The 20,224-nt window shown below is 39.8% G+C and carries 23 protein-coding genes; 7 read left to right on the top strand and 16 right to left on the bottom strand.

Annotated elements, in window-relative coordinates; genetic code table 11:
• Positions 1–17: 17 nt before the first annotated feature.
• Both SJY45_RS14780 and SJY45_RS14785 read right to left on the bottom strand, forming a co-directional pair.
• Positions 18–821, bottom strand: coding sequence for an SDR family oxidoreductase (locus tag SJY45_RS14780; RefSeq protein WP_215436069.1), 804 nt, complete (start codon positions 819–821; stop codon positions 18–20).
• A complete protein-coding gene (locus SJY45_RS14785; RefSeq protein WP_400071692.1) occupies positions 814–3,099 on the bottom strand; it encodes a M28 family peptidase in 2,286 nt (761 codons plus the stop codon). The genes SJY45_RS14780 and SJY45_RS14785 overlap by 8 nt, the downstream gene beginning before the upstream one ends.
• A 206-nt stretch (positions 3,100–3,305) precedes the next feature.
• Between SJY45_RS14785 and SJY45_RS14790 the strand changes: the two genes are divergently transcribed.
• On the top strand, positions 3,306–3,773 hold the full coding sequence (locus SJY45_RS14790; protein ID WP_215436065.1) for a CBS domain-containing protein: 468 nt from the start codon (positions 3,306–3,308) through the stop codon (positions 3,771–3,773).
• 91 nt (positions 3,774–3,864) lie between these two features.
• Here the strand turns inward: SJY45_RS14790 and SJY45_RS14795 are convergent, their stop codons facing one another.
• The 4 genes from SJY45_RS14795 to SJY45_RS14810 form a co-directional block, all read right to left on the bottom strand.
• Positions 3,865–4,215 carry a hypothetical protein gene (locus tag SJY45_RS14795; RefSeq protein ID WP_400071694.1) on the bottom strand — a complete coding sequence of 117 codons (351 nt, stop codon included), beginning with the start codon at positions 4,213–4,215 and terminating at the stop codon, positions 3,865–3,867.
• A gap of 4 nt (positions 4,216–4,219) precedes the next feature.
• The gene (locus SJY45_RS14800) at positions 4,220–4,708 is read right to left on the bottom strand and encodes a DUF6265 family protein (RefSeq protein WP_289038315.1); all 489 of its coding nucleotides are present in this window, start codon (positions 4,706–4,708) and stop codon (positions 4,220–4,222) included.
• Between the two features lie 62 nt (positions 4,709–4,770).
• Complete coding sequence (locus SJY45_RS14805; RefSeq protein ID WP_400071697.1) at positions 4,771–5,346, bottom strand: pentapeptide repeat-containing protein; 576 nt, start codon at positions 5,344–5,346, stop codon at positions 4,771–4,773.
• Positions 5,347–5,433: 87 nt separating this feature from the next.
• Complete coding sequence (locus tag SJY45_RS14810; RefSeq protein ID WP_215436048.1) at positions 5,434–5,646, bottom strand: DUF2945 domain-containing protein; 213 nt, start codon at positions 5,644–5,646, stop codon at positions 5,434–5,436.
• Positions 5,647–6,055: 409 nt separating this feature from the next.
• Here SJY45_RS14810 and SJY45_RS14815 point away from each other — a divergent pair, with 409 nt between their 5' ends.
• Complete coding sequence (locus SJY45_RS14815) at positions 6,056–6,595, top strand: hypothetical protein (RefSeq protein WP_400071699.1); 540 nt, start codon at positions 6,056–6,058, stop codon at positions 6,593–6,595.
• A 16-nt stretch (positions 6,596–6,611) separates the two neighbouring features.
• Here the strand turns inward: SJY45_RS14815 and SJY45_RS14820 are convergent, their stop codons facing one another.
• On the bottom strand, positions 6,612–7,229 hold the full coding sequence (locus SJY45_RS14820; RefSeq protein ID WP_400071701.1) for a CatA-like O-acetyltransferase: 618 nt from the start codon (positions 7,227–7,229) through the stop codon (positions 6,612–6,614).
• 128 nt (positions 7,230–7,357) lie between these two features.
• Positions 7,358–8,200: a helix-turn-helix domain-containing protein gene (locus SJY45_RS14825; RefSeq protein WP_215436042.1), complete on the bottom strand. Its 843-nt coding sequence runs from the start codon at positions 8,198–8,200 to the stop codon at positions 7,358–7,360.
• 229 nt (positions 8,201–8,429) lie between these two features.
• On the opposite strand from SJY45_RS14825, the gene hxlB reads away from it, so the two are divergent.
• Positions 8,430–9,014 (top strand): 6-phospho-3-hexuloisomerase, encoded by a 585-nt coding sequence (hxlB, locus tag SJY45_RS14830; protein WP_400071703.1) that lies wholly within the window; start codon positions 8,430–8,432, stop codon positions 9,012–9,014.
• 40 nt (positions 9,015–9,054) lie between these two features.
• A complete protein-coding gene (hxlA, locus tag SJY45_RS14835) occupies positions 9,055–9,684 on the top strand; it encodes a 3-hexulose-6-phosphate synthase (RefSeq protein WP_215436034.1) in 630 nt (209 codons plus the stop codon).
• A 155-nt stretch (positions 9,685–9,839) separates the two neighbouring features.
• Here hxlA and SJY45_RS14840 read toward each other — a convergent pair whose 3' ends face one another.
• The 6 genes from SJY45_RS14840 to SJY45_RS14865 all read right to left on the bottom strand — a co-directional run bounded on the left by SJY45_RS14840 (position 9,840) and on the right by SJY45_RS14865 (position 13,979).
• Positions 9,840–10,583 (bottom strand): GNAT family N-acetyltransferase, encoded by a 744-nt coding sequence (locus tag SJY45_RS14840; RefSeq protein WP_215436033.1) that lies wholly within the window; start codon positions 10,581–10,583, stop codon positions 9,840–9,842.
• Complete coding sequence (locus SJY45_RS14845; protein ID WP_400071706.1) at positions 10,580–11,029, bottom strand: DMT family transporter; 450 nt, start codon at positions 11,027–11,029, stop codon at positions 10,580–10,582. The genes SJY45_RS14840 and SJY45_RS14845 overlap by 4 nt, the downstream gene beginning before the upstream one ends.
• Entirely contained in the window at positions 11,026–11,655 is a 630-nt protein-coding gene (locus tag SJY45_RS14850; protein ID WP_400071708.1) for an NAD(P)H-dependent oxidoreductase, read from the bottom strand. Before SJY45_RS14850 ends, SJY45_RS14845 begins: the two co-directional genes overlap by 4 nt.
• Positions 11,656–11,726: 71 nt before the next feature.
• Positions 11,727–12,326, bottom strand: coding sequence for a Crp/Fnr family transcriptional regulator (locus SJY45_RS14855; protein WP_289063748.1), 600 nt, complete (start codon positions 12,324–12,326; stop codon positions 11,727–11,729).
• A gap of 177 nt (positions 12,327–12,503) precedes the next feature.
• Positions 12,504–13,211, bottom strand: a complete 708-nt coding sequence (locus tag SJY45_RS14860; protein WP_400071710.1) for a hypothetical protein — start codon at positions 13,209–13,211, stop codon at positions 12,504–12,506.
• Between the two features lie 228 nt (positions 13,212–13,439).
• A complete protein-coding gene (locus SJY45_RS14865; protein WP_400071712.1) occupies positions 13,440–13,979 on the bottom strand; it encodes a hypothetical protein in 540 nt (179 codons plus the stop codon).
• A gap of 260 nt (positions 13,980–14,239) precedes the next feature.
• On the opposite strand from SJY45_RS14865, the gene SJY45_RS14870 reads away from it, so the two are divergent.
• The 3 genes from SJY45_RS14870 to SJY45_RS14880 all read left to right on the top strand — a co-directional run bounded on the left by SJY45_RS14870 (position 14,240) and on the right by SJY45_RS14880 (position 17,156).
• The gene (locus SJY45_RS14870; protein WP_038237398.1) at positions 14,240–14,572 is read left to right on the top strand and encodes a single-stranded DNA-binding protein; all 333 of its coding nucleotides are present in this window, start codon (positions 14,240–14,242) and stop codon (positions 14,570–14,572) included.
• Between the two features lie 111 nt (positions 14,573–14,683).
• Positions 14,684–16,780, top strand: a complete 2,097-nt coding sequence (gene recQ, locus SJY45_RS14875) for a DNA helicase RecQ (RefSeq protein WP_400071714.1) — start codon at positions 14,684–14,686, stop codon at positions 16,778–16,780.
• A 61-nt stretch (positions 16,781–16,841) separates the two neighbouring features.
• Complete coding sequence (locus SJY45_RS14880; protein ID WP_289038350.1) at positions 16,842–17,156, top strand: GIY-YIG nuclease family protein; 315 nt, start codon at positions 16,842–16,844, stop codon at positions 17,154–17,156.
• 80 nt (positions 17,157–17,236) lie between these two features.
• Here SJY45_RS14880 and SJY45_RS14885 read toward each other — a convergent pair whose 3' ends face one another.
• Both SJY45_RS14885 and SJY45_RS14890 read right to left on the bottom strand, forming a co-directional pair.
• Complete coding sequence (locus SJY45_RS14885) at positions 17,237–18,526, bottom strand: phenylacetate--CoA ligase family protein (RefSeq protein WP_289038352.1); 1,290 nt, start codon at positions 18,524–18,526, stop codon at positions 17,237–17,239.
• Positions 18,526–20,202 carry a C45 family autoproteolytic acyltransferase/hydolase gene (locus tag SJY45_RS14890; RefSeq protein WP_400071716.1) on the bottom strand — a complete coding sequence of 559 codons (1,677 nt, stop codon included), beginning with the start codon at positions 20,200–20,202 and terminating at the stop codon, positions 18,526–18,528. Before SJY45_RS14890 ends, SJY45_RS14885 begins: the two co-directional genes overlap by 1 nt.
• Between the last annotated feature and the right edge of the window lie 22 nt (positions 20,203–20,224).

Consider the following 20,224-nt stretch of genomic DNA (forward strand, 5'->3'; position numbering starts at 1 on the left):
GCTGTGGTGAAAATGAACTACAACGATGTAGTAAACTCAAATTTCTTAACGTTTGTAAGGGTGTAGGACTGTATTTGCTTGCCTTTTACGGCTGTGGCGTTATCATAATCAGGTAACTGTAGGCCTAGTTTTTGAGCTTGTAACGTGTAATATTCCTGCTTACTTGGGTGATATGGGAAGACGGCATTAAACAGTTCTGGTGCCCAACCTTCATGAACGGACTTAAAGAGGATTCTTATACAATCGTTTAGATGAATTAGATTGATGGGGGCATTACCGTTTTTAAGGTTTTTTTTCTTTGATAACATTGTAACCGGATTCCTATTTGGCCCGATTAATCCACCGAATCGAACAACGGTAGTTTCAAATCCGGATTCGTTTTGAAACAGTTGTTCACATTCCAAAAGTTGTTTCCCCGATTCAGTTGAGGGCTGTGGAGTAGTTTTTTCCGTAACCTCTCCATCTATAGCGCCATACACAGAAGTGCTACTTACGAATATCACTTTTTTTACGGACGAGGATTGCAGCGCAGTCCGAATCAGTTTCATTTTCTGAACGTAGTTTTCTTTGTTCTCTCCCCGTAATTTTGGAGGTACGTTTATAATAAGAACATCGGCATTGCTTAGAAATAAATTGATGTCTCCGATTATTTGGGTTTCGGAAAGTGAAATAAGGAAGGGTTGAATACCAGCAGCGGAAAGGGAGGGGAGTTTATCCGTTGATGTTGTGCTTCCGTTTATGGCATACCCATTTTCTATAAATTTTTTGGCTAACGGAAGGCCTAACCAACCGCAGCCTATAATAGCTATTGTCTTATTCAAATTTGATGGTTTTGGTAGTGATAATTGCATCGTTGAGCACAAATGGCATAGGAATGCTGTTTTCCGGTCTTTTTGGGACGCTAAAAAGCGGATGGTCCAAAAGATTGTTTGAAGCTTCTTGAAAGGTGAGTTCAAGAATACTGTCTTTGGGTATGGTTATCTCAATTTCGGTATAGGCGTTGTCCGTAATGTAATGGGTAACCAATTTGGAAGCTTTTCTACTTTCTAAATAATATGGGGAAAGCTCAAGTTGATTAATTTTTACTTTTTCAACATTCATATTTTTGGTAAAGATATCCAGTCGGTTTACATCGCGTTGTGGCGTTATGCATAACTCTATGATACGGTTATTTTCAATAATCGTATCTCTTACGGTTTCAACTTTGGGGCCATCAATTGCCTTTAGCGGAGCTTTGTCGGAACGTTTAAACAAAGTATTGTATTTACTGCTGATGAGGTGTTCGTTCAGCTTTTCGTCAATTTTATCTTCCTTTCCTAAAAAGGCCCCGTTCCATTCAATAGGTACTTGGTCGTAACTCGCCCATTGGGCCGTATTTGTATCTTCATTAAGTATGTATACGAGGCTGCTGGGTTTGCCATTTTCGGCGTCAAATCCTGAGTGTATATGGGCATACGCCATAGTACCTATAAAACCGAACAAACCTAGATAGGCCCACTTTTTTTTACGCGTGTACAAGCCAAATAGAGGCAACAAGAGCACAAACGTAAGTGTAACCAACAAAGTGCAACCAATCATCATTTTTAGGCCAAGACCCACAGGAAAACCTTTAATCAAAGGGGTATAGAGCCATATAGCTGGCAGGCCTAAAAATACCATTAGTAGTACATTGGGCATTTTTTGATTCTGAATCACGTACCAAGCCGCAAGAAGAGCAAATACGGGTACAATAAAGAAACTTGCGCCCGGCAAATATTTTGCTAGTATACCACAGATAAATAACCATAATAATAGGGGTGCTACCACCAAATCTGCTGGGGCCATTTTTCTGAACTTATGGTATACCCCAAAACAAATTGCCAAGGAAAGACAGGCAAAGGCAAATATATAGGCGTAGCCATTATACGTAAAACCGTGCAGGATATCATTGTAATTTGGGTAGGCCCATTTAAGAGCGGGCCAACTAAAATATCCTATGGCTCCATTTAGGGCTATAACAAGCAACAGCGGAACAAATCCTGTTAGAGTAGCTTTAATGCTCAGTCTTTTTTTTCTGATTCCAGAGATAAAAATCAAGAGAAACAGGAAAATGGCAAGCCCTAACATGGGCCAAATCCAATCAAACGGATAAGAAATAACCCCGAACAAGGGTATGTTGAAGTACACATAGTCATTTAGACTTGGTAGTTGATCAAGTGCAATAGAACTAAAATGGACTAAAAGCGGAGCTAAATAACTGCCTTGGTGTGCCAAGGTGTTTTTATCCAAGCGCTCATAGGAATCTTGTGCTGTGTGGTAGTCAAAATGGTCGTCAATAAAAGCAAAATTGAATCCTTGAATATCCCGAGATTCCCTAAATACGGTAAGGTCCGTATCATTAGGAAGCATTTTGTAGATGCTGTAGTAAAGGGAGTTGGCCATAGGGAATTTGGGGTTGGCCTTTATAAATTCGCTCACCAGATGTTGATTGCCCCTATTGGTTTCCATAAAGGTATAACTGGGGCCTCCGCTTCCTCTGGCCTCAAAATTAAGAACCAATCCTACATCTTTGGCCCAGTTGTGTTCGTTTACAAAAAGGTCCGCCCCGTTAAGACCAAGCTCTTCCCCATCTGTAAATAAAATAATGATGTCATTAATGGGCTCTTTACCTTTGGATAAAAAGGCCCGTACACTTTCTAAAATAGTAGCAACCCCGCTGCCTGCATCGCTGGCACCTAAAGAAGAATGGGGGTGACTGTCATAATGGGACAATAGCAGTAAAGCTTTACCGTTGCCGCTCCCCTGTATCCTGGCCAAAATATTTATAGGTTTGCTCATGTTCCCCCAATCACCTACCGAATACCCACTTTGAAGCGAAGTCTCAAGTCCCATTTCTTCTAATTGGGAGATAATATAATCCTGTACCTTTTTATGTCCCGGAAAACCAATGGCATGTGGTTCTTGGGATAACGCCTTTACATGTTCTAATGCCCGGTCTGTAGAAAAAGAGCTTTCAGGAGCGGAGATATCTTCTTCGTAAACGGGCATTGAGGTATGAAATCCCCAATAAATGGCAAATACTAAAAGCAGAAAGGAAAGTATGGAGGAAAATCTTTTCATAGGTTAAAGTTCTCAATTAAAAACATAAGATTCTAATAGATGATAGCTTTTCTTGTTTGTGTATTTTGAATGAAAATTAATATTATTTTTATTAAATAGGTGAGAATATGATGGGTGATTCATCGAATAATTGGATATTTCATTAAAAAATTCCTTATCTTTAGTAATTAACCTAATCTGCCGCTAGGCAATAAAAGCTAAACTATATGGGAATAAAAAGTTTTCAAGGCCCACGGGCAAAAGTAGATGTAAAGAAAGAATATGACGCGCCCATTCTAGTATCTGACTACATGACCAAAAAGTTGGTGACCTTTACACCGGACCAGTCTATTTTGGAGGTTATGGAGCAGTTTACCAAGTACAATATTTCAGGTGGACCCGTCATGGATGACAACGGTTTTTTAGTAGGAATTATTTCTGAGGCCGATTGTATGAAACAGATTTCTGAAAGTAGGTATTTTAATCAGCCTATTTTGGATAAAAGTGTAGAGAAGTTCATGACCAAGGAAGTTGAGACCATTCCTCACGATATCTCAATTTTTGATGCTGCCGGTATTTTTGATAGGCATAACAGAAGAAGGCTTCCGGTTATGAAAGACGGTATTCTAGTAGGCCAGATCAGTAGAAAGGATATTGTAGTGGCCGCACTAAAATTATCTGGGCATAGTTGGTAATGTCATTTATCCCCAAACGCATTACTTAAAAAAATGAACATAAGATGTCTTCCTGAATAGGGAGGCATTTTTTTTATGGTAAGCGTATTAATTACTCCCGCTTTACAATCATGTAGAAGTCATTATCCAATGGCAAATAACCTAAATCATATACAAAAAAGTACACCGTGCCCTTTTTGGTGGTGTAGAGACTAGTTATAAAATCAAAATCAAACCCTTTGTCTAATAACTTGGCTTTTGGAGTAGTGGTTTTTCCATCCTTTAGCGTAAAACTATCCAGTATTCTATAGTTCTTTCGTAAGCGGTTGTTGGTATTGCGAATAAGGTTGTTACTATCCTTATTGGCGTGGTTGTGATACGCATTTCGGCAATAATCGGAGCAGAATTTTTTGTCTGCTCTGCCTTTGATCTCGCTGCCACAGTCTAAACATTTTTTCTTCAACCTATTACTTTTTAAAATTGAATGTTACTTCTTGGGCAGACCCATCTTCATTACCTATCTGCGCATAGATGTTAATTTCATTGTCGCTTACTTTTTCAAAAGTAAAGCCTTCAAAATATACTCGGTTTGCTTCAACTTTAACCAACTTAAAAGATTGTACATCATCTTTTTCTTCCCATCCTTTTAAATCGGCATTAAAATGTTTCAGCTCGTATACCAATGTTTTATTAAGTTCTCGAATATGTCCCAGTTCATAAAATGAAACTTTGCCATCTGCCACCAGTTTAAAGGAGAACATCATGGAGCCTCCGGAAGGTGGTCCCCATATTTCTTCCGTAATTCCGCCAAAGGCCTCGCCTGACCAATTGCCTTGCATCCATGAAATATCGGACAGCGTAGCGTTGGGCGATTTTGTATTTTCCGGTAATGTTGTGGTGTTTTGAGCTTTAATGCTCAAGGAAAGGAAAAGGAAAACAAAAAGAAATCGGTTCATGGTTTACAAATTTAAATGTCAGTAAGATACTGATTTATCCGTTTGTAAACGCATTTGCCCGCTTAGGGTTCTATATTAAGGTTGTATTTCTTTAAGAGACCTATAATCCCATCTTTTGAAAAGCGAGCCTTTTTAAGGTTTGTTGTTTCCGGATCTATGACATAGTTAATGGCGGTTCTAAAATCTGTGTTTTCAAGATCGGTACGTGCAAAAATAGCGGCTTGCAAATCACAATCATCAAAAATGGCACTCTTTAAAGTTGCTTCGGTAAAGTCGGCCTCAATCAACTTACACGAAATAAATTGTTGCTTAAGAAGCGTTAGCCCGTAAAAAGACGAATAGTTTAAATTGCAATTGTTAAAACTAAAGTTCATTAAGAACGTATTGCAATCTTCAAATTTTAGTCCCATCATTTTACAATGGGAAAATGAAATTTCGTTAAAGGTGGTATGCCTAATATTGGCATTACTTAGATTACAATCTATAAACTCACAGTCCATAAAATTCTGGTTGTCCAGATAGGCATCGGCAAAATTACATCCTTCAAAAACGCAGTTTTCATAATCTCCTTTTGCCAATTTACTGCCCGTAAAATCCTGTGATGTATAAGTCTTGTCTGTAATAAAGGGCTTGCTCATAAGCGGAAAACGAATTGGTAGAATGTTACAATTTCTTGAATGGAGTTTGCAAAATCCTAAATTAAGAAAACGCTTTCACCTAACAAATTAATCTGCGCGCTCAACTTCACTCTCAAGCTTTAAGACCTTGCTTCCATCTTCTTGTTTAATGTAAAGTGCCTTATTGTCTTTTGATCCGTTACGGGTAACTTCATTACCATCAATTTTTCGGGTTACGGACTCCTCATAAGTGTTTTCTACTTTTCCCGTGGCGCTTCCTGAGCCCCATTTCCATTTTACTTCTGTTCCTTTTCTTATCATAGCTTTTTTATATAAATGTTTTAAAGCAAGTAATGAAAAAGTAAACACATCTATAGAAGCAAAAAGAAAAAAACATACCTCAATCCATAAAATTCTATAAATGATTTTTATTGGAGCCTGAATGGAACTTATCAAGTACGGATAAATTGGTGTAATTCTCTACAATCTACCGTAAATTTTAAAAAAGTAAAGTGTTTTTTGTTTGATTATGTTGTATTTAAATATTTCCAAAAGTAATTATTCAGCGTAGCGAATAGTATTTCAGGAGTCTTGTCTCTAATTTTCTTTGCTTAGTGCTAGTTCTACTCGCAAAAAGAATCTAAAGGAAATGTTAAAATTAATGGCAAAAACTTTATATTTATCCCGATAGCCTAACCATTATATCTCACACATTATGAAAATATTTAAAATGAAACAACTAAGTATACAGCTTGCATTACTAATAGGAATGCTCTTTTTTTCAATAGATACATCTGCCCAGGTCACGGATATTGCCGTAAAGGACAGTATGGATGTTGTAGATAAACGCCTGAGGTTTGGTTGCGGATTTGGTTTAAGTTTTGTGGGTGGAACAAACATAGCCCTATCTCCAAATTTAATTTATAGCGTTAGCAACAATGTAAGTATAGGTGCAGGTATTCAAGGAAGTTATACTTCTATCAAAGATTTGCAGAATACCACAACTTTTGGGGGTAATGTGCTCACGCAATATCGTCCTGTTGAGAGATTTATTATGCTCTTGGAGTTTGCTCAACTTAAGGTAAACACTAAAACAGAGGCGGTAACGGGAGACATAAAACAAGATTATTGGGATTCCGCACTGTTCATTGGCGCAGGATTGAATATTACCGATAAAATTGCTATTGGTGCAAAGTATAATGTTTTGTATGACAAAGACGAGAGTGTTTATACAAGTCCCATACTCCCTTTTGTGAACATCGTGTTTTAATAAGCAAGATTTTCGCTTACATTAATTTTTGGAGTTCTTCCATAAATTGCCCTACATGATAACCGTCTACCAGGGCATGGTGTACATGAACGGAAACGGGCATGAACAACCTGTCGCCCTCAGATGTCATTTTTCCAAAGGCAAACTTGGGGCAACTGTCAGGGCGTGCATAATGCCTAGCATGGGATATGGAAGTAAAATCTATCCAAGGAATAGCAGAACAATGTATCACGTTTTCGCCGGATTCCGAAGGCATAAGTCTGTTAGAATTACGTACTTTTTCTATGGCGGGAAGCGCTAAGTCAAGAAAGTCTTCAAAGTTTTCGCGGTACTTTAAATGAGAAAAACCAAACGTACCGTTTGCCCTGTTTATGGTGGGAGAGGGGTCAGTAGTTTCGTATTCGTACAACTTGCCATCAACAATTCTATACCTAAACTGAACCGTTCTGTTTGCGGCCACCAAAGATTTATGCAGATAGGACAGGAAAAAAGAATGGCCTTTCTCTTTTGCGGTGGTGTAGGTTTGGGTGCAATCTACTTTAGCGGTTATACCATAGAAGGGTTCATCAAACTTAGAAAAGAATTCAAAATGGTCTTTTCTGTACCAAGTTTCAATGGCTATTTCTTTACGCATAATTGGTGTTTACTGAGCGGAAATATTCGGTTTGGAAAAATAATCAATACAAAGGAAAATGGAGTACCCGGATATATTATTTTTTAGCTTAGGTATGACTAAGTTCAATAGTGTTATAAGTAAGCGTGTTAGTTATACAGGGTGTTTTCATGGGATATTACATGCTCCTTTACCTTGTTCTGAAACTCTTGGGGAGTTTGCTCTGCGTGTAGTTTAAAAAACCTACTAAAATAGGAATGATCCTTAAAATCCAGATTGTAAGCTATTTCCTTAATAGTATTCTCACTATGTATAATTTGCCTTTTCGCTTCCAGTATAAGTCGGTCGTGAATAAGCTGTACCCCGGTTTTATCCAGCTTTTCCTTTAAAATCTGATTCAGGCGTTTTGCACTTATACCCAATTTTTCTGCGTAGAACTGAGCATTTCTTTGGTTCTTGTAATTTGCTTCAAGTAAGAGCATGAATTCGTAAACACGCTTTTCATTAATATCCTGTAAGGTAAAATGTTGTTCTTTTAAGTGAATCAATTTTAAGAGAAATACCTTTAAAACAGCTTTTATCATTACCAGGTTAATGGCTTCTTGGTTATACTCTTCTTCTAAAAGCTGGAGTACGGATGCCAAGCCCTTAGAACTCTCAGTGTTAACTTGCAGGCAGGAGAATTCGCCCTGTATGTTGAACATTCGGAAAACGTCCAGTAAAAATTCCTTTAAATCACCTTCCAAGAGCTCTTGTTTAAATGAGATAAGGACCCCATTTTTTCCGGCCTTATTAAGTTGATGTACACGATAGGGCGGAATTAAATAAATCCAATCTCCTCTTAGCGTCTGAAAATCATGTTGTGGTTCATGAAGGGCGTCTTCATTTTGCAACCAAACAATTTCATAAAAATCCCGTCTTGCCGGATCGTTCAAGTATGCAGGAGGACAATTTCCCAAATCTCGGATGTACAATACTTTATCACTGAGCATAGCTGTGCTTTTTTTTAAAGGTTGAAAGGGGCGCGGTTTAAAGGCGAAAAATCGGCCGTAAAATTTCCCATTTCCAAAATGTACCACAAAAATAGCGAATAACACCACACATAAAATGCATATGGGCAGATTGTACCAGTCATCTGTCAAATAGTATCAGTGTAGAGGCTATTTGCTAGGATAACTTTGTACTCGTTAATGAATAGAAATAGTTAGAGCTGATCGAGTTATGGAAAATATACTGGAAAAAAAAGACGCAGAATTGGTTGAAAGTGCTTTGAATACCATCATAAATGAGCATATAAAACTAATTCATACCATCTCGTATTCCGAGATAGCAAAGTTGATTCCCACAATTACCAATGCAGAACACATTTTTATAATGGGAGCGGGGCGTACGGGGCTCATGATGAAGGCTGCGGCCATGCGTTTAATGCATTTGGGGTATAAAGTGCATGTAGTTGGAGAAACTACGGCACCGGCTATTGAAAAGGGAGATGTCCTTATAGCAGGTTCAGGTTCGGGTACTACAAGCGGAATTGTTAGGGCTGCGGAAACTGCTGAAAAAGTGGGTGCGGGTGTCCTATGTTTTACCACTAATGCCGATTCTCGTTTAGCGCTTTTGGCAGACCATACGGTAACCATACCTGCCGCGCAGAAACAGGAGCGAAACGAAACTATTTCCAAACAATACGCAGGTAGCTTGTTTGAGCAATCGTTACTGTTGGTGTTTGACGCACTTATACAGACGCTATGGGGTTTGGAAGGCAGTTCTGCCTCTGAGCTTTGGAAGCGACACGCAAATATGGAATAACAGATTTTGAATATAAATACATATAGATAAATAGCAAATTATGGCAAAGTTACAAGTAGCAATAGATTTATTAAAAATTGAGGATGCCATTGCATTGGCAACAAAAGTGGCACCTTACATTGATATTATTGAACTGGGTACACCGCTTATTAAAAGTGAAGGTCTATCCGGAATCAGAAAAATGAAAGATGCTTTTCCCGATAAATTGGTCTTGGCCGATTTTAAAACTGCGGATGCAGGTGAGTTGGAAGCTAATATGGCTTTTGGAGCAGGAGCGGATTATATTACCGTATTGGGAGCAACCGGAGACTCTACCATAGCAGGAGCAGTAAAAGCAGGAAAGGAACATGGTAAAGGTGTAGTGGTAGATACCATTGGAGTAAAGGATAGGGTAAAGCGTGCACAGGAAGCTATAGCTTTGGGCGCTGAGTTTGTAGAGTTACATGCCGGTTTGGACGAGCAGGCGGAAGATGGTTACTCAATTCAGGTTTTGATAGATGAAGCCGCAAGATCTGGGGTATCCGTTTCTATTGCAGGTGGTGTTAACAAAGGCAGTATAACTGCCGTTAAACAATCCGGTGTAACCGTAGCGGTAGCTGGTGCGGCCATATACGGAGCAGAAGACCCTGCAGAGGCGGCCAAGGAATTAAAGCAACTATTGGAAGCATAAGTACGCTGGGTACAAGTTAGGGCAAAAGCCAAATTGGGTTAAATGAGGCATTAAAGGAAGGCCCATTTTGGCAATTGCCTATTTCTTGAAAGTTATATGTGCTTTGGACAAAGACAAAGCAAGTACGATTGGTTTAGTATAGGCTTGCAGGATGATTACCGTTGTGCAAGCCTATAATTTTTTATTAGAAACTGCTCCTTAAAACCTAGTTTTAGATATAGGTTTAACCCCATGTTGGAAGCCTGCAGTGTTATATACTCAAATCCGTTTTTGATGATTTTGTTTATCAGCAATCTCATAATTTGGTCTGCGTAGCCTCTTCTTCTCATTTCTGGAGGTATGCCAATGGCATGGATACCCATAACCGAATTGGTTTGGTGCAGTATGGCCGTTCCCACGGCAAGCCCATCGGAATAGGCTATGTAATACTCAATTTCACTAAGTGTTTTACTAACGGTCTCCAGGCTAATTTCATATCCGAACGATTTTTGAAAGAGCACGGACCATAACTTGGCTTCGGTAGAATCCGTAACCCGTTCAATATTTACATCGCCCTGAATATCAAAAAAGTGCGAAGGTTTTAAGGACATGCCCACTTGTTCAAAAATGAAAACAAAGTCGTTGTTCTCTAAAACTGCACTTTGGTTATCATCATAAATATCCCAAACCGGTAAGGTAATAGGTGTGGCCGTTTCCCCTATTTTCTGTTTGATCAAATCAACTGTTTCTTGATTTATAGGTTGATGTAGCCATAACCTATTAGGCCATTCAGAAGCATGAATCTCGCAATATTCAAAAACCGGTGTTTTATGGTAGCTGTCAAAGGCCGCTCCGGCGGTTTCCCAGAGCGATTTTAGATTCTTTATGTTCGTATGTATTAATTCCGCCCTTGTTTTCATTTTATATTGATTAAAATAATTCCTGAAATGAGTATAACAAAACCTACCCCTCTCTTAAATGTTATGGGTTCTACAGGTAGGTTTAGCCATCCAAAGTGCCCGGCAACAATAGAAAAGGCCAATTGCCCGAACAAACCCAAAGATATCATTGTGGATATGCCCAGTTTTGGAATGGTGTAATAGTAGAGGCTTATTCCCATTACACTAAATAATCCACCGGTAAACCAAAGGTAAAGGGGTATCTGTTTTACCTCGGTCCAATTTGCGGAGCTTTTAGAACTTAAGAGTACAAAGGTCACCGCAAAAATGGTACTGCTAAAAAATGCGGCAACAGATGCCAATAGGGGATTTTTTAACAGCACGGCCAAATTGGAGTTGAAACCACCTTGCGCGGCCAAAAAAACTCCACCTAACACGGCTAGAAAAGATAATGCGGTCTGGTTCATACAGCTTCAAATAATTCTTCCAATGGTTTTCTAACCTTAGGGCGATGTTGGGTGTGGTCTTCATGGGAGCGGTAGCCAATAGTTGCAACTACAGCGGCATTCAAGCCTTTTTCGGTAAGGCCTAGAATAGCGTTGTATTTATCGGCTTCAAAACCTTCCATAGGGCAGGAGTCAATTTTTAGTTCGGCACAAGCACTGAGTAAATTGCCAAGGGCCAAATAGGTCTGCCGGACCGTCCATTGAAAAGACTCCAATGCTGTCATTGCCTTAATTTTTTCTTTCATAAAGTTGCCATAGTCACTTAGATTGTTCATTTCAATGTTCTGTGTGATGGCCGTTCGGTGTAGAAAATCATCTACGTGCGTATCTTCCACATAGGTATAATTACAAAAGACTATTAAATGCGAAGCGTCCGTAATTTGGTCTTGCCCCCAAGAAGCAGTTTTTAACTGTTCCCTTATTAACGGATCTTCAATTATAAGCACCTTGTACAACTGTAAACCGTATGATGAAGCGGATAGTTGAATGGCCTCCTTTATTTTTTCAAGATTGTCCGGAGCTATCTTTTTTGAGGCATCGAATTTTTTAGTGGCATAGCGCCATTTTAGATGGTCTATGTAATTCATGATATTCTTGTTTTAAATTGATTGGACAAAAATATCCGAACGGAAAACCTCTGGCATTTACATATGTTGATTCAGGCTCTTTTTTTTAAATCTTTACGGATTCTACTGAGCTGAGTAGGCGTTATACCTAGGTGGGAGGCCAAATGGAGTTGTTGTATTCTTTGGTCAATATTGGGGTGCTTGGCGCGCAATTTTAAATACCGTTCCGTGGCATTTTCCATAACTAGGGAAATTTCCCTTTGTTCTTTTTCTATGACCCAATTGTATTCTAGATAAGCAATATAGAAATCTTTCAGGTCGGTTTGGCGGCTAATGAATTCTCTGTACTTTTTATAATTTAGACTTATGAGAATGGTATCCTCTAAAGCTTCTAGGGTAAAATTTGAGGGCTTGCCCAAAAGGCAGGAAACCGTAGAACCGGCAAAATCGGTTTCCAAAAAAATGTTTTTATTGTAAATATTGCCTTCGGCATCCGTTACGTATGCCCGTAGTGCTCCTTTGCATACAAAATGAATGCTTTTTGCTACTTGCCCGTTTTGGAGTAGGGTTTCGTCTTTTTTCAGCTTTCTAAACGTTACTATAGACTGAATTAAAGACCAGGATTGGGCCGAAATTTGAGTATAGCTTTCAAATTTTAGTTTTAAGTCCTTTATGTATTCTTCTTCTGTCAATAGCAATAAGATTGGTTCGGTGTCAAGCCATGTATTCAGCTTACACTACCACAACCTAAAAATACGTTTTCATTTCTAATCATAAACAAAAAAAAGCCCCGTAAAGAGGCTTATATGAATCCGGTCCGTGGAGAATCAACGGCTTGTGCAACGGTTACCATTGTTAGCATAAGTACTTTACACGATTATTTTGTTTCTTGTCCATTCACATAAACTTTCGAAAAGTTCAAAAGAAATAGAATTATGGTCATCGTCCCAAGGATTCTCTTTTGTCAATGGCATATTTTTCCAATCCAAAACACACTTTTCCAGAATATTATAAAGTCCCGTATCGAGTTTTTTTAATTCGTTTAATGCTTTTGGATAATTAATATGTTGCTTAGGGTCAGCTTTTATCGCTACAAATTTTGCTATGTAAAAATCGATTGCCGTTGCGTTATAAACACCCCGCACTTTGTAAATAGCTTTTAAATCCTGTAGTTCTTTTTTTGTGCATTTGTTTTCATCATAGTCCTCAATAAATTCTTTTTTATCAAATCCTAGTTCTATAAAGGTAGGAAGCATCAAAATATGCGACATACAGTTTCCAATATGTTCGGTTAACTGCTGTGTTATTATTCCAGAAAGTTCAGGACTTTCCCTTACTAAAAGCTCGAAACTTGGGCCAAAATAAATTTCTTTTAATCTAATTTGAATATGAAGTAATTCGTGTGTAAATGAAGCAATGTTAAGGTTGTTTCTAGTAACATAGATAGTTGACTCATCATTTATTGAATATACGCCATAATGAGGTTCATCTGTAAGTTCTACGGTAATTGAATGCTCCCGATTCAGTTCTGTCCATAGATTTTCATTTCTATTGTCAATTAGTTGCTCTATGTTCAAGGTCTGTTTTATTTTTTCAGTATGTATGCTAACGGTTGAGCTAAGCGTAGTGCGGAAGTAAGCAAACTTTTCGTTTCCGTCTATGCACGAAGCTAAAGCTTATTGTTTAGTTTTATTTTTTCGTTTCCAAAGCTAAATCCATAAGATTTAGCGACATCATAAATATACACAGACCATTCGGTTTTGCCCTTAAGCCCGCATTACGTTTAGGTTTTGTTGTAAAATGTTTTATTCTTTTTGATATTCAATAATAATTTCTCCCGAGAGATGTGAGCCAAATTGAGAATTATCCAAAGTTAATTTTAAATTATCACCAGATAATTCAATTGAGGATATCGTAGAGTAAACGATACCTTCTTGGGAACTAACATCTGAGCATATTAACATTCCATCTTCAATTTTCCATTCCCCTGTATGATAACCTTCTCCATGTTCAGCATCCATAAAATTAGTGCCGCCAGATTTAGTAATTAATTTTTCTCCATCATTGATTTCATATTCGTCTACAGAGTAACGCAAAAAGCCGCTTAAATTTATCTTTTTAGGATTATCGGTAAATTCAATTCCATAATTTGTTTCTTCAAGAACTATTTTTTCTATTCTACCCTCTTGTTCTTGGATGAAAAAAGAATCATCATAATAGTTTGTCATGTTCCATTTTCCTAGAAGGCTTTCAGATAACGATAACATTTCGGGTTCTGAATTGTCATCAGAATTACAGGAAAAGATTAAAAATAAAAATAGTATTAAAAATAGTTTTTGGTTCATGTTTCAAATGTTTTACAACAATTATATAAAGCAACTAGTTGCTTTATCTCTATTTTAGACCTAATTTAATTAAATCTCTCAAACTATACTGGTTTACAACGGTTGAAGTGTCTTCTTACAGTACATTTATTCGTTTTTAAACGTTTACAAACGAAAACAATTGTTTTGTAACCGAATACAATTTGCTCCCCGTTCTATGTTTGCAGTGTTGAATCATCGTGGTTCAATAGTATGAACTGTTTAACGTAAAAATTAGTAAAATGAACGCCTTAAAAAACAAAGTACAGTTGATAGGAAACTTAGGTCAGGACCCGGAAATCGTAAACATGGATAATGGTAATAAACTGGCCAAATTTTCCATAGCTACTACAGAGAGTTATAAAAACGCACAAGGAGAGCGGGTAGACGATACCCAGTGGCACAATGTAGTGGCCTGGGGCAAGACCGCAGAAATTGTAGAAAATTATCTCACCAAGGGAAAACAGGTTGCGGTAGAGGGCAAGCTTACCCACCGCTCCTATGAAACCAAAGAGGGTGAAAAACGATACATTACAGAGGTACGTTGTAACGAACTTTTAATGTTGGGTAAATAGAATATACCGTTCTTTGCAAACCGGGCAGGGCCAAAATGTGTAATAGCGCACTTTGGTTTTGCCTCGGTTTATGGCAACGGCCCTTTGCGGGCAAGAATTTCAATACTATTCATGGCGCTTACTACAGAACAAGAACTACTTCCTCTTTTAAAAACAAATTTTGGTTACGATTCGTTTCGGCCCAACCAATGGAACATCATCAGTGATGTGCTCGCACAAAAAGATGTTTTGGCCATTATGCCAACGGGTGGCGGAAAATCGCTTTGCTTTCAACTTCCGGCCTTGGCCATGAACGGTACCGCTATTGTTATTTCCCCGTTGATCGCCCTGATGAAAGACCAGGTAGATGCCTTAACGGGAAATGGTATTTCGGCGGCCTATTTTAATAGTTCTCTGGAAGCGGAAAAAAGGGAAGCGGTAGAAACCCAATTGTATAAGGGCGAGCTCAAATTATTATACGTGGCACCGGAGAGTTTGGGGCTCTTGCAACACATTCTTACGGAAATAACCATTAGTCTCTTTGCCATAGACGAAGCGCATTGTATTTCTTCCTGGGGACATGATTTTAGGCCTGCCTATACCCAATTGGGCGGTTTAAAACAGCGGTTTCCGGAGGTTCCTATAATTGCGTTAACGGCCACTGCGGATAAAACCACTCAGGACGATATCCTGGATCAGTTGCGTATTCCACATGCGTTGCGGCATTTGGCCTCTTTCAATCGTCCTAATATTTCATTGGAAGTACGTCCGGCGCAAGACCGCATCGGTCAGATTTTGGAGTTTTTGGCAGAACGGCCCAATGAAAGCGGAATCATCTATTGTCTTAGCCGAAAAAGTACGCAGACCATTGCAGATAAGCTATTGGCATCCGGTTTCAATGCCAAATCCTACCATGCGGGACTTCCCGCAGAAGAGCGGAGCAAGGTACAAGAAGATTTTATTACCGATCGCGTACCCATTATTGTGGCAACGATCGCTTTTGGTATGGGTATAGATAAAAGTAATGTGCGTTGGGTAATTCATTACAACCTGCCCAAGAACGTGGAGGGCTATTATCAGGAGATTGGCCGTGGTGGTAGGGATAGCCTACCTGCCCACGCTTTACTTTTTTATAGTTTTGCCGATGTGGCCCAGCTTCGCAGGTTTATCGCCAATAGCGAAAATGCAGATGTGGAATACGCCAAGTTGGAGCGAATGCAGCAATTTGCCGAAGCATTAAGCTGCCGCCGGATTGCCCTGCTCAATTATTTTGGGGAGCACATGACCCAGAATTGTGGCAATTGCGACATCTGTAACCGTCCGCCCCAATATTTTGATGCTACCGTCCTCACCCAAAAAATCTGTTCCGGAGTGGCGCGTTTAAAGGAAAAGGAAGCCATGGGCATGTTGGTTGATGTACTTCGCGGCGCACAGAACGCCCAAGTGGTGGAAAAAGGGTATCAGCATATCAAAACCTATGGCGCCGTCAAGGACGTGTCTTGGCAGGATTTACAGCAGTATATCATTCAATTGCTGAACCAAGGGGTGCTTTCCATTAATTTTAGGGAAGGTGGTCGTCTTTCGCTTACGCCCCTCGCCAAAGAGGTACTATACGATGGCAAGCAAATTCAGCTGGCTATTCTGGAGAAAAAAGAAAAATCGCAAGCCAAGAAAACCGGCAAGAGCAAAACGGCCGCAACCGGATTGTTCGAGCGGCTACGGGTGTTGCGCCAACAAATTGCAACTGAGCAAAATGTTCCGGCTTACGTAGTTTTTAGCGATGCCAGTTTAAAGGATATGGAACAGAGGCTGCCCAAGAACGAAACGGAATTTATGGAAGTTTCAGGTGTAGGTCAGGCCAAATTGGAAAAGTACGCCGCTCCATTTTTAAAGGAAATAAAGGCGTTCAATCAACCGGTAAAGAAGAAGAAAAAGAATCCCAGTCATCAGCTTTCGTTTCAAATGTTGAAAGATGGTTTTTCGGTGGAAGAAATAGCAATGCAACGCGGTATACAGGAAGGTAGCGTTTACAATCACCTACAAAAAGCACATGCCGAAGGCGCAGATGTAGATTTGAGTCGGTTTATTTCCAAAGACGAAATCACAAGCATTAAAAAAGCACAGTCCAAACTTGATCAGCCCGAAGGCCTAAAAGTGTTCTTTGAATATTTTGAGGAGAAAATGCCCTACTGGAAAATTCAAATGGGCTTGTACCTGATCGGGAAGTAAAATGCTGACTTCGGCTGTGCTCAGCCATGTATTTTACATGAACATGCAAAAAAAAATTTTTATGGGACCATACTATGTTTACATCTTAGAATGTGCCGATAAAAGTTTCTATGTAGGTTTCACCAATAACGTTGAGAGAAGGTTAGAAGAACACCAAACGGGATTTTACGAGAATGCCTATACGAATAAAAGACGACCGGTGAGGTTGCTATATCACTTACAATTCACAAAAGCATATCAGGCGTTACAATTTGAGAAACAGTTAAAAGGCTGGTCTCGTGCTAAGAAAATAGCATTAATGAACGGTAAGTTCAAAACGCTTCAAATTCTTTCTGAATGCCGGAATTACTCGCATTCAAAGTATAAACCAGAGTAGGATGACATTTGCAATGTCAGCAGCACTGTATAGCTGAGTACAGCCTGCACCGTATGGTTGAGCGCAGACGAAGCCAGGTGCTACTGCCTCTTATCAATCACGCTAATAGGTTTCCTACCCAGTTTGGACATGCGTAGTTTCTGGATTTCCTCGTTAGGACAGATTTCAATATTTGGGGAAACCCGCAACTTGGACCTAAAATGGTCCTTAATGGCCTGCATCAATTTAGGGTCTGCCGAGGAGGAAGCTATCTTTATCAGGATTTCATCCGTACCAATATCGTTATGATATATCTCGAACACGTAACCGTCCACTTCCTCAAAATCGTTCAAAAGATTGTCCATTGCGGGCGGGTAGAGGGTGGTGCCCTTGTACTTTATCATTTGTTTTTTCCGGCCTACCACAGGTCCTAAACGCATAGTGTTCCTACCACAAGCACAGGGTGAGGTATGCGCAACCACAATATCTCCGGTCTTAAAACGAAGTAAAGGCATGGCTTCTACGCCCAAAGTGGTAATGGTGAGCTCTCCTTCTTCCCCATGGGCAACGGGCTGGTCGTTCTCATCTAAAATTTCCGAAATGATAAGCTCGGGATGGTGATGCCCTCCTTGCTGTTCCGAACATTCGGCAAAGGCGGTGCTCATTTCAGTGGAAGCGTAGGTGGAATACAGTTCAATATTCCATTTTTCCTTAATTTTTTGGGCAAGGACGTTCAATGAAAAATCTTGGTTTCGCAAAGATTCACCAATGCAAATGGCACCTTTTACACCAGAAGCGTTAATGTCTATTCCATGATTTTCGGCATATTGAATCAATTTCAACAAAAACGAAGGCACCACAATCAGATAGGTTGGTTGGAATTTCAGGATGGTGTCCCATTGCAATTCCGGAATACCCGCACCCACACGAATAATACCTGCTCCCAATTTTCTCACTCCTAGAAAATAGGCAAGACCGGCCATAAAGCGGCGGTCCATAGTAGTGGTCATTTGTATAATATCATCTTCACCTACTCCCGAACAGGCCAAAGAAATAGCTTCGTTATGCGCCAAGCGGTCTAAATCCTTATCGGTCTGGCCTAAAATTACAGGGTCGCCCAAAGTGCCCGATGTGGTCACAAAATCTATAATCTGCGATTTGGGCACGCAAAGAAAATCATTGTTATGTTGCTGTAACTGCTCCTTGGTGGTTACGGGCAGTTTGGCCAAGTCCTCAAGTGTATTAATGTCCGTTGGATGTATTTTATATTGACGAAAAAGACGTCTGTAGTAAGGCGATTTCTCGCTTACGTAACCTACGAGTTCTTTTAGCTTTTCTTCTTGAAACGCCTTGATTTCCGGGATGGATGCTTTTTCTATTTCTGGAATCATTATTTGAGCTTCCTTTTGGTTTTTTTAATGTACTTGTTGAGGACTTCCGTATCGGGTACTGTGGTTATTTCTTTGGAGCGTGCCGTCTCAAAAGCTTTGAGCGCTTCTTGATAGTTCTTTTCTTCATAGTGGTACTGCCCCACAAGAAAATGTACCTCCCAAAAGTCGGGATTTATGGCTACAAATTCGGACAGGACTGCAGGTTCAATTTTCTCTTCGGAAGCAATAGCAGCGGTTATCTCTCGGTTTAAATCTCTATAACGTTCATAATGCCTATAGGCCAAAGTACGCAGAAAAGGGTCCGGAGCTATATTTTTATCCGATAAAGAAATAGGTTTGGCCCCAGGGTTTTGGTCGGCATTTTTAAAGACCTCGTTTAGGTCATAAGCCACAAATTCTCCCAATTGATACGGATTGCTGGAAACCCAGACCATAAGGTCTTCCGGTTGAAAAACAATACCGTGGTGCGCCAACATTTGGTTGAGCGCCTTTTCATTCCCGTACCCGATTCGTTTGTTATCCAGTCCGTTTTTGTTCCTTAGGATGTCTACCGCGAGCTCCGGGGTAACTTTGGGAGCTTCGTCCAAAAGTTCTTCCATTCGCTCATAACGGTATTGGGAATGGCTTTCAAATATGTGTTTACGGTTCTTTTTATCATCGGCGTATGCCTCACTTTGAAAGTGATTGGAGCAAACCAGTTGGTTCCCGTTTTCTACTTCGTAAACTCCAAAGTTATGCGGCGAAACCTCAATAAGAGCGGCTTTTTTATCTTTGGCACTTCCCACAAAAATAGATTCGGAAACAAAGACTTCGCGCTTTCGTGCAATGGCTATCGCTTCCTCAATAGTTGAGGCATATTGTAGAATTTCCCGTGTTACCAATGAAATGGGAGTCTTGGCCACTAGGGGGAATTTAGATTTTCCGGCATTGATGGTTACCGTTAGTCCTTGGTCGTTCATGCCAGAGACTACGCCCACCATACCTGCCCAGGTAACGGACATGAATTTGTGGCCTTCATCCGGGGCTAGAAAAGCAATGATTTTGTTCTTGGCAAAATCATCTCCCGCATAAAAATCAAAGTTCCTGCCTATTAAAAGTTTGCCGTCCGCAGTATGGTCTCCCCAAGCAGCAAAGGAGGAACAACCTACCAATGCAAGGTCTTGCAGGGCATGGCCAATGTCATGCGCTCCATGAAAGTACATGACGCGTGGGTATGGTGCCGCTATACGGTCATAGTCTTTGGAGGCATATTGAGAAATGCCATAAATTTCTGCCTTGTACTGCTCATCTACATGCTTGTACATTTTTCGGTTGAACCAAGCCAAGAATTTCCGGAGCAGTTTCTGTTTTCCTTTTTTGGGTACGAGGTCGTCTATTTTTTCAATGAACACACGTTCCTGTTCCTGAAAAAGCTCTTGGGTAAGATTTCCTGTTTTAAGCCCCAGTTCATAAGGATTTCCGGAGACATAAAGTTCATAAAGCCCCTGTTGGTTCTTGGTCAAAAAATTAGTACCCAGTAGATATGTTGAATCTGTAAGTTGCTGCCGTTCCGTTACATTTGCTTCGTATTGGCTTATGTTGGGCAAGTCTTTTAGTGATTTAGAAACACCGCAGGACCCCAAAAGAAGGCCCAGGACCAGAAGAACGTATATTTTTGGTGCTATTTTTTTCGGCATTACATCAATCGGTAAAAGCTAA

The organism is Zobellia russellii (genome assembly GCF_044597075.1).
GTDB lineage: Bacteria > Bacteroidota > Bacteroidia > Flavobacteriales > Flavobacteriaceae > Zobellia > Zobellia russellii.